15 protein-coding genes are annotated in these 16,213 nt (G+C 56.0%); 3 read left to right on the top strand and 12 right to left on the bottom strand.

Translation table 11 applies throughout. The annotated features are described in order from the left end of the window. On the top strand, positions 1 to 975 hold the full coding sequence (locus tag ACR0BU_RS15490) for an agmatinase (RefSeq protein ID WP_480737985.1): 975 nt from the start codon (positions 1 to 3) through the stop codon (positions 973 to 975). Here ACR0BU_RS15490 and ACR0BU_RS15485 read toward each other — a convergent pair. From ACR0BU_RS15485 to ACR0BU_RS15470, 4 genes are all read right to left on the bottom strand, one after another. Further along, the gene (locus tag ACR0BU_RS15485) at positions 968 to 1,948 is read right to left on the bottom strand and encodes an arginase family protein (RefSeq protein ID WP_480737984.1); all 981 of its coding nucleotides are present in this window, start codon (positions 1,946 to 1,948) and stop codon (positions 968 to 970) included. The genes ACR0BU_RS15490 and ACR0BU_RS15485 overlap by 8 nt on opposite strands. A gap of 58 nt (positions 1,949 to 2,006) precedes the next feature. Beyond that, positions 2,007 to 3,596, bottom strand: coding sequence for an ABC transporter permease (locus ACR0BU_RS15480; protein ID WP_480737983.1), 1,590 nt, complete (start codon positions 3,594 to 3,596; stop codon positions 2,007 to 2,009). Continuing rightward, positions 3,589 to 4,626, bottom strand: coding sequence for a quaternary amine ABC transporter ATP-binding protein (locus tag ACR0BU_RS15475; RefSeq protein ID WP_298936203.1), 1,038 nt, complete (start codon positions 4,624 to 4,626; stop codon positions 3,589 to 3,591). The genes ACR0BU_RS15480 and ACR0BU_RS15475 overlap by 8 nt, the downstream gene beginning before the upstream one ends. A 77-nt stretch (positions 4,627 to 4,703) precedes the next feature. After that, on the bottom strand, positions 4,704 to 5,654 hold the full coding sequence (locus ACR0BU_RS15470) for an ABC transporter substrate-binding protein (RefSeq protein WP_298936202.1): 951 nt from the start codon (positions 5,652 to 5,654) through the stop codon (positions 4,704 to 4,706). Positions 5,655 to 6,147: 493 nt separating this feature from the next. Between ACR0BU_RS15470 and ACR0BU_RS15465 the strand changes: the two genes are divergently transcribed. Then, positions 6,148 to 7,320, top strand: a complete 1,173-nt coding sequence (locus ACR0BU_RS15465) for an adenylate/guanylate cyclase domain-containing protein (protein ID WP_480737982.1) — start codon at positions 6,148 to 6,150, stop codon at positions 7,318 to 7,320. A gap of 19 nt (positions 7,321 to 7,339) precedes the next feature. Here ACR0BU_RS15465 and ACR0BU_RS15460 read toward each other — a convergent pair whose 3' ends face one another. The 6 genes from ACR0BU_RS15460 to ACR0BU_RS15435 all read right to left on the bottom strand — a co-directional run bounded on the left by ACR0BU_RS15460 (position 7,340) and on the right by ACR0BU_RS15435 (position 12,938). Continuing rightward, a complete protein-coding gene (locus tag ACR0BU_RS15460) occupies positions 7,340 to 8,134 on the bottom strand; it encodes an aldolase/citrate lyase family protein (protein WP_480737981.1) in 795 nt (264 codons plus the stop codon). A gap of 9 nt (positions 8,135 to 8,143) precedes the next feature. Beyond that, positions 8,144 to 8,944, bottom strand: coding sequence for a 2-oxo-hept-4-ene-1,7-dioate hydratase (gene hpaH / locus ACR0BU_RS15455; RefSeq protein ID WP_480737980.1), 801 nt, complete (start codon positions 8,942 to 8,944; stop codon positions 8,144 to 8,146). Beyond that, positions 8,941 to 9,795: a fumarylacetoacetate hydrolase family protein gene (locus ACR0BU_RS15450; protein ID WP_480737979.1), complete on the bottom strand. Its 855-nt coding sequence runs from the start codon at positions 9,793 to 9,795 to the stop codon at positions 8,941 to 8,943. Before ACR0BU_RS15450 ends, hpaH begins: the two co-directional genes overlap by 4 nt. A gap of 112 nt (positions 9,796 to 9,907) precedes the next feature. After that, positions 9,908 to 10,891, bottom strand: a complete 984-nt coding sequence (gene hpaD / locus ACR0BU_RS15445) for a 3,4-dihydroxyphenylacetate 2,3-dioxygenase (RefSeq protein ID WP_299890750.1) — start codon at positions 10,889 to 10,891, stop codon at positions 9,908 to 9,910. 149 nt (positions 10,892 to 11,040) lie between these two features. After that, positions 11,041 to 12,552 carry a 5-carboxymethyl-2-hydroxymuconate semialdehyde dehydrogenase gene (gene hpaE, locus ACR0BU_RS15440; RefSeq protein WP_480737978.1) on the bottom strand — a complete coding sequence of 504 codons (1,512 nt, stop codon included), beginning with the start codon at positions 12,550 to 12,552 and terminating at the stop codon, positions 11,041 to 11,043. After that, on the bottom strand, positions 12,549 to 12,938 hold the full coding sequence (locus ACR0BU_RS15435) for a 5-carboxymethyl-2-hydroxymuconate Delta-isomerase (protein ID WP_480737977.1): 390 nt from the start codon (positions 12,936 to 12,938) through the stop codon (positions 12,549 to 12,551). The genes hpaE and ACR0BU_RS15435 overlap by 4 nt, the downstream gene beginning before the upstream one ends. A 108-nt stretch (positions 12,939 to 13,046) precedes the next feature. On the opposite strand from ACR0BU_RS15435, the gene hpaR reads away from it, so the two are divergent. Next, positions 13,047 to 13,484: a homoprotocatechuate degradation operon regulator HpaR gene (gene hpaR / locus ACR0BU_RS15430; protein ID WP_480737976.1), complete on the top strand. Its 438-nt coding sequence runs from the start codon at positions 13,047 to 13,049 to the stop codon at positions 13,482 to 13,484. Here the strand turns inward: hpaR and ACR0BU_RS15425 are convergent. Further along, positions 13,481 to 14,713, bottom strand: coding sequence for a Tm-1-like ATP-binding domain-containing protein (locus ACR0BU_RS15425; RefSeq protein WP_480737975.1), 1,233 nt, complete (start codon positions 14,711 to 14,713; stop codon positions 13,481 to 13,483). The genes hpaR and ACR0BU_RS15425 overlap by 4 nt on opposite strands. A 10-nt stretch (positions 14,714 to 14,723) precedes the next feature. After that, positions 14,724 to 16,208 carry an aldehyde dehydrogenase family protein gene (locus tag ACR0BU_RS15420; protein ID WP_480737974.1) on the bottom strand — a complete coding sequence of 495 codons (1,485 nt, stop codon included), beginning with the start codon at positions 16,206 to 16,208 and terminating at the stop codon, positions 14,724 to 14,726. Positions 16,209 to 16,213: the final 5 nt, after the last annotated feature.

The following is a 16,213-nucleotide window of genomic DNA, read 5'->3' as shown; positions in this document are numbered from 1 at the left end:
ATGGCCAATTCCTTCTTTCAACCGGTATCGGCGATGGAGCTTGCCCGGTTTGCTGGTGTCCCAACATTTATGCGCCTGCCCGTACTGACACCGGATCATGAGCGGTTCAACGAGGTCGATCTGGGGATTGTCGGAATCCCCTGGGATGGGGGCACGACCAACCGGCCCGGCGCGCGCCACGGACCACGGCAATTGCGCGATTTTTCAACAATGATCCGGGCTATGAACCCCGTCACAGGTGTTAGCCCGTTCGACCTGATCAACTGCGCAGATTTGGGTGACGTCGCACCCAACCCGGTGGACATCGACGATACACTTGGGCGCGTAACGGAATTCTATGCCGGGCTGTGCGACAAGGGTATCACTCCGCTAACCGCTGGTGGCGACCATCTGACAACCCTGCCCGTTTTGCGCGCTTTGGCGACGTCGGGGCCATTGGGGTTGATCCAGTTCGACAGTCACACAGATCTGTTTGACAGCTACTTTGGTGGGCACAAATTCACCCACGGGACACCGTTCAGGCGCGCGGTTGAAGAAGGGCTGGTTGACCCCAAACGCTTTGTGCAGGTTGGCATTCGCGGAACCGCCTACAATACCGAAGATATCGAATGGGGTGAGGCTCAAGGTATTCGCATCATCCGCATAGAAGAACTGTTTGACAGGGGCATCGACGACGTCATGGCCGAAGTACGGCGCATTGTCGGGTCCGCGCCTTGCTACTGTACCTATGATATCGATTTTGTTGACCCGACCTACGCTCCGGGCACCGGAACGCCAGAGATTGGCGGGCCCAACAGTTTTCAGGCTCAGCAGGTTATTCGCAAGATGTCCGGGCTGAATCTGGTCGGCGCAGACCTGGTTGAGGTGTCCCCTCCGTTTGATCCCAGCGGTAGCACAGCGTGGCTTGGTATCTCGTTGATGTTCGAATTGCTATGCGTGCTGGCGCAGTCCGTGGATACTCGCCGCCCTAATTAGCGCTTACATTTTCGGCGATCATCGAAATCATCTCGAACATGACGGCTGCAGCGGTCAGCGCCGTGATATTGTTGGGGCTGTCCTTGGTGGGCATCATACAGACGACATCTCCTCCGACGATGTTCAGGCCCCGCGCCGCGCGCAGCAAACCAACCGCTTCATCGATATCAAAGCCTTTCTCGCCGGGCTCCAGATTTGACACCGCTGGCGCCACCGTCGGATCAAGGCAATCCAGATCAAACGTAATGTACACGGGTCGGTCGCCCAGAACCTCGCGCGTTTGCGCGACGACATCTTCCAAACCGCGCTGACGGAACTCCCGCATCGTCACGATGTTGTATCCGTAATCATATGACGGTTGCAGCCAATCCAAACTGCGCGGGTGACCTCGTAATCCAATCTGCATGGAACGGGTTGGATCAACCTGGCCTTGGTCGGCCAGGTAAGCCCCCCAATGCGCCGCAGACTTTTTGGCACCCAGGAAGTGGTCGACCTTGGTAAACACATCCGTATGGGCGTCAAAATGCAGAAAGCTGACCGGCTCACCACCGGCAAGACTGCCCCCTCCAAGCGCCTGAACAATCCCGCCTGTAATCGAGTGATCCCCACCGATGGAAACAGGGCGCGCGCCCGCCGCGTCGATATCCTTGTAAAAGGCTGTGATACGTTCGATGCAGTCTTCGTTGTCATTGGCACGCGGAAAAGGGACATCCCCCACATCCGCAATCCGGGCACTGTTCCAAGGATCGATTCGGAACAGCGAGTGAACCCTGCGCTGTACGGCAGAGACATTGCGTAAAGCCCTGGGCCCCAAATGCTGGTCGCGCTCGGTCGTGCCGTTTCCAGTTGAGTGTGGAACCCCGACCAGCGCAATGTCCTGATCTTCAGGGCCTACATGAGGGCATCTGAACAAGGTGGGCACACCCCACCAATAAAGATTATCCATCATGGATTTTTCGTAGCGATCAGTCATGATTGCTCTCAGCAGAAATCAAATGCGCCCCCGGAGAAGTCCGGAGGCGCAGAGCGTTTTAGATTTTTTCGTCTTCGCGCCTGAATGCGCCTTGCACGATCCGGTCCATCACCATGGCGAGGAACAGGATTGCAAAGCCACCCAGCAAGCCGGGTCCTTTGGCCGCATATTGCAGCGCTTCAAGGATTTCCTTGCCAAGTCCTCCGCCGCCGATCAGCGAGATGATAACGACCATAGACAGACACATGAGAATGGTCTGATTCACGCCGGTCATGATCGATGGCAAGGCAAGCGGTATTTCAACATCTTTCAGTAACTGCCACTTGGATGCGCCAAAGGCTACGGCCGCCTCTTTAATACTGTCTGGCACCCCGCGCATACCCAACGCGGTCAATCGTATGACCGGTGGCATACCGAAGATGATCGTGGCCAAAATTCCCGGCGGGTTTCCGGTTCCGAAAAACGCGATAATCGGGATCAGATACACAAAGGCCGGAAGCGTCTGCATCAGATCCAATACCGGTTCCGCCGCTCGGTACGCGCGTTTGGATTTCCCAAACCAGATCCCCAGCGGGATCCCGAAGACAACACATAAAAATACCGCGGCTCCGACCAGGGCGACCGTCTCCATGGCGACTTCCCAATATCCCAGCAGTGCGATGTAGGCCAAGGAAGAGGCCGTGAAGATTGCCACGCGGGGACCCGCCGCGCGCCATGCGGTCACGCAGATAACAAGCATGACAACCGGCCATGGTGATCCGATCAATGCAATGGTCAGCGCATCAAGAACCGATCGAACACCTGCCACGATCCCATCGAAGACATCCCCGCCAGCGGCGGCGGCGGCATCAATCTGGGCTTCCATCCAAGAGGCCAGCGCCGAGAATAACGTACCATTCCCTTCACCCAAGATCAGCTCTGACACTGCCAGTTCGGGAAAGGCATCCAGCATGGCCATGGAAGAATTGACGGTGAATTTGTACACGATCAGCGGGCCAATGGCGGCGACCAAAACAGCACCAAGAACCGTGTTGTGCATCGAGCGGCCGCTTTCAGTACTTTGGGGATCAGTTCGCCAGCTGGAATATTGCTTTTCGTACACCCGATCAGAATAAAAACCCTGAACCAGCTTGAAGACCAAGAGCATCAGAAGCCCTGTAACCAGGATTCCAACCGCTTCGGATTGTGCGGACAGTGCTTTCTCCATGCTGGAATCCGCGGCCTTCTGGATGTTTTCTGCCAGTTTGGAAAAACGATCTATATCTGCTTTCTCCGTGGCTTCAGCGGCGCGCGCCACCAGCTCATCTGCCCGCTCCTGCTGACGCGCCGCCCGTTCTGCAAAATCGGCTCCGGGATTTCCCCAGGCACCACGCCCAATCTGAACCCACGCGATGATTTCAAGGATCAGGAACGTCCAGAACATTCCCCAAATCGCCCGAGACGCAGACCAAAACGGACCGAGGACCGCAGCCCATTTGTTGAAAGTATTGGGAACGGCACTGGTGGCATCATGAATCTTGTGAAACGCCTTGACGTAATAGTCCCCGTTGGGACCTGCGAATTCATGGATAGAACGGTCCAGCGCTTCGCGATCGACTTCAATATCCGAGGCAGCTGTGACCTGGATTTCACTTGTTGTATCAGTCATTTTTGCCCCCTTGGATTCCGCGCAACAGTCGTGGTTTGGTCACAACACCTACGTCCTGGCCTGCATCGGTTATGACCACCGGCATATCCGTATCAACCGCAAGGTCGATAAGCTGGTCCAGATCGGCCCCTTCATCTGCCCTGGGCGCACCATCCAGCGAGCCGGAATAGCTGTCCATCGGCGCCATGATCGAATGCGCCTTAACAAGCTTAAGCTTCGATATTCCCTGCACAAATTCGCGAACATAGTCGTCCGCCGGATTCATCACGATATCTTCCGGCGTGCCGATCTGCACAATGACACCGTCCTTCATGATCGCAATCCGGTGTCCAATGCGAATGGCTTCGTCCAGATCGTGCGTGATAAACAGCGTTGTCTTCTTTAGCTGAGCGACCAGAGCCTTGAACTGATCCTGCAGTTGCAATCGGATCAACGGATCAAGCGCCGAGAAGGGCTCATCCATCAATAGAATTTCAGGGTCCGATGCCAGCGCGCGTGCAATCCCCACACGTTGCTGCATCCCACCAGACAATTCCTTGGGCAGCCGATCTTCATAACCCGTCAGATCAACCAATCCCAACGCATGATCAGAAACGGCCCATCTTTTTGATTTCGGAACCTTACGAATTTCAAGCGGATACGCCACATTATCCCGCACCGAGCGATGCGGCATCAATGCCATGTGTTGAAAAACCATTCCGATCTGCTGGGCACGAATACGTCGAAGCTCTGCCTCTGATATTTTCGAGACATCATGGCCGAGAATTTCGATCTTCCCCGCTGTCGGCTCGATCAGCCGGTTCACATGTCGGACCAGAGTGGACTTGCCAGAGCCCGACAACCCCATGATACAGAAAATCTCGCCCCTTGGCACTTCGAACGTGGCGCCCTGAACGCCGACGACACAGTTGAATCTTTCCAGAACTTCGGGCTTTCCAATGCCTTCACTTCGAACGGCGGCCATGGCTTCTTCGGTGCGCGCCCCGAATATCTTCCAGACATCGGTGAGCTTCACGACTGTTTCGGTCATACTTGTCCCTTTGATGCACAACAGGCCGCCGGTTACGTCCGGCGGCCTGAATCTGTTTCAGTTCTGATCAGGTATGATCACTCAGACATCCAACCCAGAACGGCATCTTCGTTTGCTCCGACCCATTCCTGCGCGTATGCCAATGGTTCTTTGCCATCGATCACCAGAGCATAGGTCATGGCTGATACTGTATCGGTATCAAGTTTCATGTTTGCCAACATAGTGGCGACTTGCGGGTACTCTTCTTCAAGCGACTTCGCATAGTGCAGATGCAGATACGCCAAATCCCAGGCGACGCCCGCATCAGATTTGGCCAACCAATCCGGATCATCCGTCGGCTGAATCACATTCCACTTGGCCGCATCATACGCTGGTTCTTCCAAGACTTGCAGGTCATGCAATTCGAACACGTAGTGTGGCGTGTAGCAAAAGCCGACCCATGCATCCCCAGCCTTGATCGCATTGTCGAGGTTGGCATACGCAACCGTTTCATCAATCTCGGTGAGTTCGAAAACCTGATCATAACCATAGGATTTCGCGCGCACTTTTTCGACATTGGTTGACGCCCATCCAGGCGCGCCAATCCACAGTTCACCCTGACCGTCCCCATTGCTGTCGAACAGAGCCGCAATATCCGGGTTTGTCAGGTCATCAATCGACGTGATCCCGTTGGCCTCAGCAGTGGCTTTGTCCACACACATACCCTGGAACGCTTCGACACCATTGCCGTTGAACGTCACCGTGCCTTTGTCTTTGACGTAGGTATCGTGCAGGTTTTGCTGATTTGGCATCCAGACCTCAGGGTGCACATGCATCGCCCCTGAATCCATAGCTTCGAAAACAATCGGGTTCGTACCGTTCTGAAGCTCTACTTCCAGGCCAAGATTCTCTTCAATCGCGACCTTGAGGATATGCGCCGTTGCATTTACCGACGGCCAGTTGGGCACACCAATTACAATATCAGCCGCAAATGCCGGCATGGCGATCGCAACAGATGCGCCACCCAATAGCATCGAAATTTTGTTCATTCGAGTTCTCCACGTTGGACTTGTGCAGCGCTCACTTTCGGTCGGTCAGAACCGTAGGGCGCTTTGGTTATGTCGAAAACACTTGTGTTCTCTGTTTTGTTTGTTGCTTGCAGCCCGTTTGCCTGCCAAGCACAGAAATTGAAACATGTGGATGCCAAAGCCATCAAGAGTGTCTTGCCCGAATTTACGAATATCCGGTATTCCCGAAACAAATATTCGGTTTGATGAAACTCACTGGACGAAGAAAATTGCAATTCGGTGAACTTTGGCCGTCAATTTTCATTAATATCAATCTGATATGAATTGCCGGGCCCTCCCAATCCAAAATCCCCCAAGTCGGACTGAAGCGGTGCTTCGGCGGGTTTGAAGCAGCAACGAGAGACATCAGTATGCGCCTTTTGGGATACCCAAACCCTTTGAGGCAGAGCTTGCCCTGCTGCACGCCGCGTATATCGGACTTTGCTCTTCACCGCCTGGCGGCTAACCTGCCGCAATGGATCAAATTGCTCAGCTGGCCGATTGGATGATGAACGAGGGCCGCCGGTCGGGCGATCCAGTAAAAATCGTATCTCACTTCTGCGCGTCACTTATTGATGCCGGGGTTCCACTTTGGCGCGTCAATATTGGTCAGCGGTTTGCGAACCCCCTGCTGATTGCTTGGGGCGTTGTCTGGACACCTGACGGCACGGAAAGCTACGACGTGACGCATGAGCGTATGCTCACAGATGGCTATGTCGGCAGCGCATTCGAGTATGTACTGGAACACAGGCACCCTTTGCACAAAAGTCTGCGCGGGCTGGATTCGGAAACCGACCATGTCTCATACTTGGAGTTCGCAGACCAGGGCGGCACGGATTATTATGCAACCCTTCTGTTTTACGGAGACGGTTCGCTGCATGGCTGTACTTTCGTCACGCAATCCAAAGATGGGTTCTCGGATCAGCACCTCAAGATGATCGAGGCCGCGTTGCCGGCACTTTCGTCGGCGATGGAGCCCATCACAATGCGCAAATCGTCCGAAAGCCTTCTTCGCACGTATCTTGGGAATGGACCCTCCGAAGCCGTGTGCAATGGAACGATCAAACGCGGAGAACGCACATCATTGGAAGCGGTTGTGATGTTCTCTGACCTGCGCGGGTTCACGGCGCTCACCGATCTGGCAGATGAAGATGACGTATTTGATGCGTTGAATGGGTACTTCGATAGGGTGGTGCAGTCCGTTGAGACCCATGGAGGAGATGTCCTCAAATTCATGGGCGACGGGGTTTTGTCCGTTTTCACGATCGCCACGCCAGATGATCGTACCCAACAATGTTTCCAGGCGGCGCGCGCTGCGCAAAGCGCGCTCAACGGTCTTTCTGCACTGAACAAGGATCGCGACCAGCAGAACAAACCACCATTGGATATCGGTATTGGCGTCAACGTAGGTCAGGTCAGCTATGGTAATATTGGCAGCCCGGGCAGGCTTGATTTCACAGTCCTAGGCGGCGCCGTCAACGTCGCAAGCCGAATAGAAGGTTTAACCAAATCGCTGGGGCACCGGGTATTGGCGACAATTGCAGTCGCTGAAGCTGCACCAGATCTTTTTTCCGAATGCGGGCTTCACAGCATACGCGGCGTCGCCCGCCCGGTCCAATTGTTTGGACTGATCGAGAGAGGTCTCTGACCGTGCAAACCACTTTCCTTTACACTGGTTGGTGAGGCAGGCGGAAGCGACTGCGGGCGACCGCCGCCGCGTTTCGCATATTTCGGGCAAACAGGCTGACATCGATTTCAGTTGCGATGAAACTCGCACCGACGGCGCGGCATTCAAGTTGGAGTTCTGTGTCCAGGGTCAGGATTCCAGCCGCCTTGCCCGACGCAACGATCTTTTCCAGTGCCCGCAGAACAGCATTCTTCACTTCGGGCACGTCGGGCCGACCTAAGAAACCCATATCGGCGGCAAGATCGGACGGGCCGATAAATACTCCATCCAGCCCTTCGGTCGCTAGAATATCGTCCAGCGCGGCCAGACCTCTTCGGTTTTCGACCTGCGCCAAGAGACAGATTTCATCCCGCGCAGTCTGAAGGTAATCTGGAATCGCCGCGAAGTCTGAGGCGCGGGCCAGAGCAGAGCCCACACCGCGAACCCCGTGCGGCGGGTAAGTCACTGCGTCTACAAGGGCTTGCGCCTGTTCGGCGCTTTCCACCATGGGGACAAGAAGGCTTTGCGCGCCCGCATCCAGCAATTGCTTGATGATCCATGGCTCTCCGATAGGAGGCCGAACGACGGAGTGAGTGTCCCGTGCAAAAATGACCTGCAGTTGCGCCACAATTGACCGGAGGTCATTTGGAGCGTGTTCTCCATCGATCAGAACCCAGTCGAACCCGGCGCCCGCGCTGATTTCCGCGATGTAGGGATCGGCGAGGCCAAGCCAGCATCCCAGCTGAAGCTCTCCTTCGGCGATTGCGTGTTTGAATAAATTGCGCGGCGCAGACATGGGAAACCTTCAGGCAAACGAGATGGCAACGTCGCCGAAGGGACCGAAATCGGCAAAGATATTGCTACCAGCAGGGCACTCAATGGGCCGAATGAAACTGCCCGAAAGGATGATATGTCCGGCCTCGATCCTTTGACCATACTGCGCCATGCGCCGTGCGAGCCACACAACGCTCTGCGCCGGATCATTCAGCACCCCTGCTCCCAGGCCGGTTTCCTCGACCTCGCCATTACGCGAGGTGATCGCCCCGACCCAGCGCAGATCTAAAGCGTCAACCGCATGCCGCTGGGTGCCCAAAACAACACCTGCATTGGCCGCGTTGTCACTGATCGTGTCACACACATTGCGGGTTTTCCCGGTGTCGGCATCGACGCGCAGGATCCGGGTATCCAGTATCTCAATCGAAGGGGCGACATACTCGACCGCTGCCAGCACGTCTTGGCGGGTTAGGTCCGCACCCCCTATGGCGGATTTCATGACAAATGCTATCTCGGCCTCGACCCGCGGCTGGATGAACCGGTCTTTGGGCACTATCGCGGTGTTGTCGAACACCATGTCGTCGAACAGAATCCCACTGTCGGGGATATCGATGTTCAACGCAGATTGCATCGCTTTCGATGTCAGCCCTATTTTCCATCCAACAACCTTGCGGCCCTGCGCAATCTTGGCGCGGTAGATGGCGTTTTGCACCTCGTAGGCATCATCCAAACCCATTTCGGGATGCCGCAGAGAAAGTAGCCCAATCTGCTTACCGGTCTCTTCGGCGCGCAAAAGATCAGCGGCGGCGGTCGCGTGGTCTGCGGGCGTCATACCACTTCGTCCTCGATGGTGTTGCGCAGGGTCCCAATGCCGTTCACCTCGACCTCAACCACGTCGCCGGGTTTTAGATACTGCGGAGGGTCAAGCCGCGCACCGGAACCGGTCGGAGTGCCGGTGACAATGATATCGCCCGGCTCAAGCGTCATGAATGTCGAAATGTACTCAATCTCGCGCCGGATTGGGTGCATCATGCGGGACAAGACATCATCTTGCCGAACTTCGCCATTCACCCGCGTGACGATGCGGGCGTCGTCCAACTGAGCAGCGTCGGTGAAGGGGACAAGCCATGGGCCGATCGAGCCAGACTTGTCCCAGTTCTTGCCTTGGGTCACGTTGAATTTCGCATGCCGCACCCAGTCGCGGATAGTGCCTTCGTTGCACAGCGTCAGGGCTGCAATATGGTCATAGGCGTCATCTTGTTTGATGCGCCGCCCGCTCTTGCCAATGATGATCGCCACTTCGCCCTCATAATCAAGATGGTGACTTTCGGGCGGGCGTATCATGGGGCGATCATGACCGGTGAACCCGCTGGCAAAACGCGGGAACAACGACATGAACTTGGGCTGTTCGCTGCCGTCCTTGTATTCGGCGTTTCGATCCGGGAAGTTCACCCCAACGCAGAGGATACGTCGCGCATTGGGCAGAACCATCTCATATTGAAAATCGGTATGGGTGACCGTTTTCCCAGCAACTGCGTCGGCAAGCGCACCGAGCCCGCCCGCTTGCACAACGTCAAACAAGCTCGGCCACTGCGGGAAGGCGTCATTCAAGGCGATCATGCCATTGTCGGTGACAGCGCCATACAGAGTCTCGCCGTGGGAGGTGTAGGTTGCAAATCGCATTATCATACCCCCGCGACGACGTTGGAACCGTAGTTGCATTTAGGTTCAAGGAAACCGTCAAGCATTTGGCGCGATCCCGAACGCTGGACAGCCGAGTTTACGGCACAAAAGCTCATGGTGCGATAATCGGGCTGGCGTTCAGCGCCGAATCTTTGGTTTCCACACCAACAAATGTCGTCCCGTGCTTGAACCAGCTTTCAGGTGCTGCGGCGCCCCAAAGCGTCTGGCGCTGCGGGTCTTTCAGATCCCACTTAATCGGCTCCAGGTCCGGGTCGACCGTTTGATAATCCGAGCAATAGATTTCGATCCGGTGGCCATCGGGATCCAGAACATAAAGGAAGAACGCGTTGGAAATGCCGTGACGGCCAGGGCCGCGTTCGATATTGTCCACATAGCCCGTGGTCGACATTAGATCGAGCAGGTCGATGATGTTAAGCGGCGTCGGCACCCAAAACGCTACGTGGTGCATCCGTGGACCGGTGCCGTTTGTGAAGGCCATGTCATGCACACCGCCCTTGCGGTGCAGCCAAGCTGCCCAAAGCTTCTTGCTCTCTTCGTCCTCGGTGTATTCGGTGACGCGAAATCCAAAGTCCGAGTAAAATTCCACCGATGCATCAACATCATGGCTAAAGCAGTTGAAATGGTCGATGCGCAGCGGTTTGACACCGCGATAGAGCGCGTATTTCTGGTGAATTGGCTCCAACCGATCCATCTGGTGGTAGAACTCCAGCGGAATACCCATGTTGTCCGAGGTCAAAAGCGTGCGCCCCTGATATGCGCGCTGGACCCATTCCGTCGGGCGGTCCTTGCTATCGAAATAGGCCTTTGCCCGGTCCAGATCGTCTTCGTCAAAAGTCTTGAAGCCCATAACCTCGACGGTGCCGGGTTGATCGGATTGCTGCAGGATCACGCAATGATGCCCGCGTTCCTCCATCGCGCGTAGGTAGATGCAACGGTCATCTTCATCCGTGACCTGAAGACCAAGGATCTCGGTATAGAACTTCTTTGACGCCGTAAGGTCTTTGACGTTCAGGCACACATGGCTCAGGCGGATCGTATTGAAATCAGGATATAGATTTGGGGCAGGAACGGGCATCGATGCCTCCTATCGAATGGGGAAGATGGTGTTGGGCTGGCCAGTCCCGACTGACCGGAATTGATCAGACAAGATCGCGCCAGTCTTTTGCGGCTTGGACGGGTAGGCAATCTCAAATGGCTCATCAACAAATGTCTGTTGGTTGTCCATCACAGCGCCCCCAGTTTGATGATCTTGTGGTGCCCCGTGGCAAAGCCGATGTGTTTCTGCTCCATGTAAAACTCAAAGGACCAATCGCCCCCGTCACGACCAATACCGCTGGCTTTGACGCCACCAAAGGGTGTCGGCAAGTGTCGGACATTTTCGGAGTTCACCCAGATCATCCCGGCCTCTAATTTGTCCGTGAAGCGCAGCGCGCGGGTCAGGTCATTGGTCCAAACATAGCCGGTCAGACCGTAAGGAATGTCATTGGCAATCAGCAGCGCCTCTTCCTCGGTCGAGAACGGGATCGACGTGAGAACTGGCCCAAAGATCTCTTCTTGCGCGATCCGCATCTGATTGTTGGCGTCGGTAAACAGTGTCGGGCGGACAAAGTACCCTTCTTCCCCGACAGTCACGCCGCCGGCGGCAACGGTCGCGCCATCTTCGCGAGCAATGTCGAAATAGTTGGTAACCTTGTCAAAGTGCTCTCGGGTGACCAGCGGGCCGATCTCGGTTTTTGGGTCCAGAGGGTGACCTACTTTTATGTTGTTCACACGTTCGATCAGCTTGGTTTCGAACTCTGCGCGGATCGTATCCTGCACCAAAAGACGCGATGACGACGTGCACCGCTCGCCGTTAATCGAATAGATCATAAAGATCACCGCATCGAGCGCGCGGTCCAAATCGGCATCCTCGAACACGATGACAGGGTTTTTGCCGCCCAGTTCCAAGTGGTTGCGTTTGAGTGTATCTGCACCCTGCTTGGTGATTAGTGATCCTGTACGGCTTTCACCCACAAAGGCGATGGCCTTGATCAGGGGGTGTTCGCAAAGCGCCTTACCGGCGCCTTCGCCAAATCCGTTTACGGTGTTGAGCACCCCAGGGGGCAGCCCCGCGTCTTCGGCGATTTCCACCAGCAGGCGCGCAGTCAATGGCGAAGCTTCAGCGGGTTTATGGACTACCGTGCATCCAGCAGCGAGCGCTGGTGCGATTTTCCATGTGGACAGCATGAAGGGTGTGTTCCACGGGGTAATGACCCCCACGGGGCCTATCGGAACCCGAGTCGTGATGTTCATCAAAGTCGGTGATTTCAGGTGTTGCCCGTCTCGCGCTTGCACGACCTGATCGGCGAAATACCGAAAGTTCTCCGCCCCGCGCAATGCGGCTTTGGACATGAACTTCAGCGCTTGTCCTGTGTCCCAGCACTCGCACAACGCGATTTCCTCGGCCCGCGCTTCGATGCCTTCGGCAATTCGGATCAGAATTTCCTTACGTTCACGCGCCGCCATATCACGCCACGCTGCAAAGGCTGCGTTGGCAGCCTTGGCCGCTGCGTCGATGTCGTCGCCAGTCCCATGGGCTACATCACAGATCACGCTTTTGTCTACGGGCGAGATGGTTTGGAACACCCCTGCTTCACCCGCGACATCCGCACCGGCGATCCGATTTTGGATGCCGATCTCTTGGAAACGCTCAAGATAGCGATTCAACTTGGTAACGTTTTGTTCTAGCTCGCTCATGCGGTGTTCTCCAGATGATCTCTGACGTTGCCGAATTTAGGGGAGAGATCGGCGTCGATGTCCCGGATTTCGGCAGACAACGCGATGGAATGGGTCCGCATTGCAGGGGCTACAAAATCCTTGAGCGTTGAGAAAATACGGGTAACGGCATCCTTCTTCACGTCATCGGAACGGCCAGCGCGCAGACGGATGGACAGGTCGATGAACCCATGATTTGGATCCCCGTCAGCCATTGCTACATGGTCAACACGAGTTGCGCGAACGCGAATGCCAGGTGTTGGAAAGGTCTCGATTTCAGCCGCAGCGCTACGGATAACCTCGCACAATGCGCCCATGTCCACGACCTGTTCAAGGTTTGCAGAATAGTCGATGTGGAAGTGCGGCATGCCATCTCCTTAACATGTTAATTATTGTTAAGTTAAATAATATGGCGCTTCGTTGTCAAGACTAAGTTTACGGTGCATTTGACATTCCAGACAACTCCCGAGGTTTCTATGACATCCATACTCCCGCCGACCAAACGATCCCTTCCGATCGCACTGATCCGCGCGCGCGAAGGTGTGATGGCCCCGATCCGAGAGATGCTGGCCGAAACGGGGATCACGGAACAACAATGGCGTGTCCTACGGGTCCTTACAGCATACGGCCGGTTGGACGCGAAAACGCTCGCCGACCGGTCCAGCCTGCTGTTTCCCAGCCTGACACGGATCGCAGCAACTCTGCGTGACAAAGGCCTTATCACACAAACCCGAGACGATGCGGACCGCCGCCGGCAATTCATCGAAATCACGCCCGAAGGTCAGAAGATAATCGACGACCGGGCGACCCAAGCCGCACAAATTGTGGACGGGTTCAAATCTGTTTTGGGGGCTGAAAACTATGAAACTCTGTTGGATTTGCTGACCCTTCTTGACCCCGGTTCTGCAGACTAATCGGCGATGATGCCCTCATCACGCCAGGCATCAAAAATCTCCAACGCCTTTCCGGCGAATTCCGGATCGTTGATGTGGCAATCGAGCCTGTGGGAAAAGACATTCGAAGGCAGGGTCGCCTGAAGCTCATCCAGGAACTGCGCCAACCCCTCTTTGTCATGGAGGTCTGCGCCCTCACGGTCCCATTCGCCGAGGCCGCGCTCGGGCAAAATCATTGCGACGGGCGCCTTTGCTGCTACCAATTGCCTTGAATGGGCGCGCGCCACCGCTTTCCGTTCATCCACATTCAACACAATCGAGGTCAGCAGCCGATTGTGTTCGTGTTTTAAATGATCGGACCATTTCTGCGGCAAGGGCTGCCAGCCCACAACGTCCACCAGATCATAGCAGCCGGGTGCCACGATCTGCGGCGTTCCGCTGGCCCCCGCATTGGTCAGCCGATCTGCGCCAGCTGAAATGTTGGACCCGTTCACGTGATTGCCCAGCTCTTGCGTGCAGAAATCGAACACACAGACGAACGCCCCCTGCCGTGCGAGGCTTTCAAAGGCCCGACCGCCCATACCGGTGGCATGAAACACTGCGACCTCATACCCACGCGCTTCCAACGCTGGTTTCAACGGGATCACATATTTCAGCGCCGAAGTGCCCAGCGACATCATCCCGATCAGGGGCTTGTCTGGGTCCGGCTTCTGAACAGCACGCGCGGCGCCCAAAACCGCACCAGCGGCCTGCGACAGGGACGCTTTGCAAACCGAATTCAACCCATAGAGGCCACCCGCCCACAGGATCATCTGGATGTCCGCCGCCAGACGGTCTGCCGGAATTAACGGGGAAAACGACACGGTCGATACGATGTATTTAGGGACACCCAAAGGCAACGCCGAACAAACGTCCAATGCAAGATCGGTGCCCATCGTACCGCCCAGCACAATCACGCCATCGAATACGCCCTCGGAGTGAAGCCGCGACGTGAGCAGGCTGGCCCCCTCCGCCATGATTTGCATCGCGTGATTTTCGTCACCACTGTCAATGGCGGCCTGGATCGAACTGCCACCTTCCTCGGCCACATCGTGTTTGGAATGGTCCGTAGGCTGTGATGGGTCACCCAGAACGGAAACGTCCATAGTGACAACCGTGCCGCCCTGTTCACGGATCACATCTGCAAGGAAGCCTAGCTCATCGTCTTTCGTATCGTAGGTTCCTACAATCAGAATGGTTTTGTCGGTCATACGAGGCCCCTTACAACTTGATCCAAGCCGTCTTCAGATTGATGTATTTCTCTATGGCATGCAGTGATTTGTCGTGCCCATTGCCGGATTGACCCACGCCACCCAGCGGTACAGTTCCGTCCGCGCCGCCATAGGTGTTCACATGCATGACGCCGGTGCGGACATCGCGGACCATGCGGTGGGACCGGCCAAGGTTCGATGTCCAGACACCACCCGCCAGGCCGTAGACAGTTGAATTGGCGATCGCGACCGCCTCATCGTCATCTTCGAATGGCGTCACACCCAGAACCGGGCCGAATACTTCTTTCTGCGCGAGGGACGCGTCTGGCCGGACACCGGTAACGACGGTGGGCGCCATGTAATAGCCATTGGTTTCGGCCAAGACTCGTTGACCCCCGGTGACAATCTGACCGCCTTCGGCCACCGCCGTGTCGACAAATCCAAGATTGGCGTTCAGCTGCGTTTCCGAGTTGACCGCACCAATATGAGTCTCCAGTTGCAAGGGATCGCCGACGCGCATGGCCTCCGCTGCTTTTGCGACTTCAGCGACAAAGTCATCATGGATTGACGCCTCAACCAATAGGCGCGACGCAGCAACGCACACCTGACCCGAATTACGAAAAATACCGGCTGCTGCGACCTTCGCTGCTTCTGCAAGATCTGGTGCGTCTGCGAAAACGATATTGGGGGACTTACCGCCCAGCTCCAAGTAGACGCGTTTTATGTTCGAGCGCGCCGAATACTCCATCAACCGCCGCCCCGTCCCACCCGAACCAGTGAACACCAGCACGTCGACATCCATCGACAAGCCCATAGCCTCGCCCACGATCTTTCCTTCACCGGTCACCGCGTTCAGCACTCCTGGCGGCAACCCCGCTTCGAGCGCCAGATCACACATGCGCATTAACGAGAGAGAGGCCGTTTCGGCAGGTTTCAGAACCACCGAATTGCCCATCGCCAGAGCGGGGCCCAGCTTCCAGGCTCCGATCATCATCGGGAAATTCCATGGGATAATTGCGCCAACGACCCCCACGGGTTCTTTGTGGATCAAGCCCAGAATATCACCAGCCGTCGGTGCAATTTCACCATAGATCTTATCCAGCGCCTCGGCGTAGTAGCGGATTGTCCCAGCAGCCGATCCCGGCTCAGCCTTTAGCGCTATGCCAATCTCGGTTCCGTTGTCGCGCACCCCAAGCACGGCCAGTTCCAGCGCATGTGCTTCGATCAGGTCGGCCCACTTCATCAGAACCTTCTTGCGGGCTGCAGGTGGCTGCCCTGCCCAACGGCGATCCTCAAAGGCTGCGCGCGCCGATGTTATCGCGGCTTCCATATCCGCCACTGTCCCTCGGGCCATAGTTGTCAGCACTTGCCCATTTATCGGCGACACAACATCCATCGTCGCGCCGTCAGATGCAGGCAAATGCCGTCCGTCGATCAAATGCGAAAAACTTGGGACTAGCTCAGCGCGAAGCGTGTCGATCTTATTCTGGTCCATCAGGA

It is taken from the genome of Ruegeria sp. CK2 (assembly GCF_056536585.1).
The sequence above is the reverse complement of the archived record's forward strand: the minus strand, read 5'-3'. Positions and strand labels throughout refer to the sequence as shown.

Coding starts and splice junctions, on each gene's coding strand:
- hpaH (WP_480737980.1), bottom strand. CDS start 8,944: ATGACGCCCGCAGACCACGCGACCGCCGCCGCTGATCTTTTGCGCGCC.
- ACR0BU_RS15475 (WP_298936203.1), bottom strand. CDS start 4,626: ATGACCGAAACAGTCGTGAAGCTCACCGATGTCTGGAAGATATTCGGG.
- ACR0BU_RS15480 (WP_480737983.1), bottom strand. CDS start 3,596: ATGACTGATACAACAAGTGAAATCCAGGTCACAGCTGCCTCGGATATT.
- ACR0BU_RS15470 (WP_298936202.1), bottom strand. CDS start 5,654: ATGAACAAAATTTCGATGCTATTGGGTGGCGCATCTGTTGCGATCGCC.
- ACR0BU_RS15460 (WP_480737981.1), bottom strand. CDS start 8,134: ATGTCTGCGCCGCGCAATTTATTCAAACACGCAATCGCCGAAGGAGAG.
- hpaE (WP_480737978.1), bottom strand. CDS start 12,552: ATGAGCGAGCTAGAACAAAACGTTACCAAGTTGAATCGCTATCTTGAG.
- hpaD (WP_299890750.1), bottom strand. CDS start 10,891: ATGCCCGTTCCTGCCCCAAATCTATATCCTGATTTCAATACGATCCGC.
- ACR0BU_RS15465 (WP_480737982.1), top strand. CDS start 6,148: ATGGATCAAATTGCTCAGCTGGCCGATTGGATGATGAACGAGGGCCGC.
- ACR0BU_RS15450 (WP_480737979.1), bottom strand. CDS start 9,795: ATGCGATTTGCAACCTACACCTCCCACGGCGAGACTCTGTATGGCGCT.
- ACR0BU_RS15485 (WP_480737984.1), bottom strand. CDS start 1,948: ATGACTGATCGCTACGAAAAATCCATGATGGATAATCTTTATTGGTGG.
- ACR0BU_RS15435 (WP_480737977.1), bottom strand. CDS start 12,938: ATGCCGCACTTCCACATCGACTATTCTGCAAACCTTGAACAGGTCGTG.
- ACR0BU_RS15490 (WP_480737985.1), top strand. CDS start 1: ATGGCCAATTCCTTCTTTCAACCGGTATCGGCGATGGAGCTTGCCCGG.
- ACR0BU_RS15420 (WP_480737974.1), bottom strand. CDS start 16,208: ATGGACCAGAATAAGATCGACACGCTTCGCGCTGAGCTAGTCCCAAGT.
- ACR0BU_RS15425 (WP_480737975.1), bottom strand. CDS start 14,713: ATGACCGACAAAACCATTCTGATTGTAGGAACCTACGATACGAAAGAC.
- hpaR (WP_480737976.1), top strand. CDS start 13,047: ATGACATCCATACTCCCGCCGACCAAACGATCCCTTCCGATCGCACTG.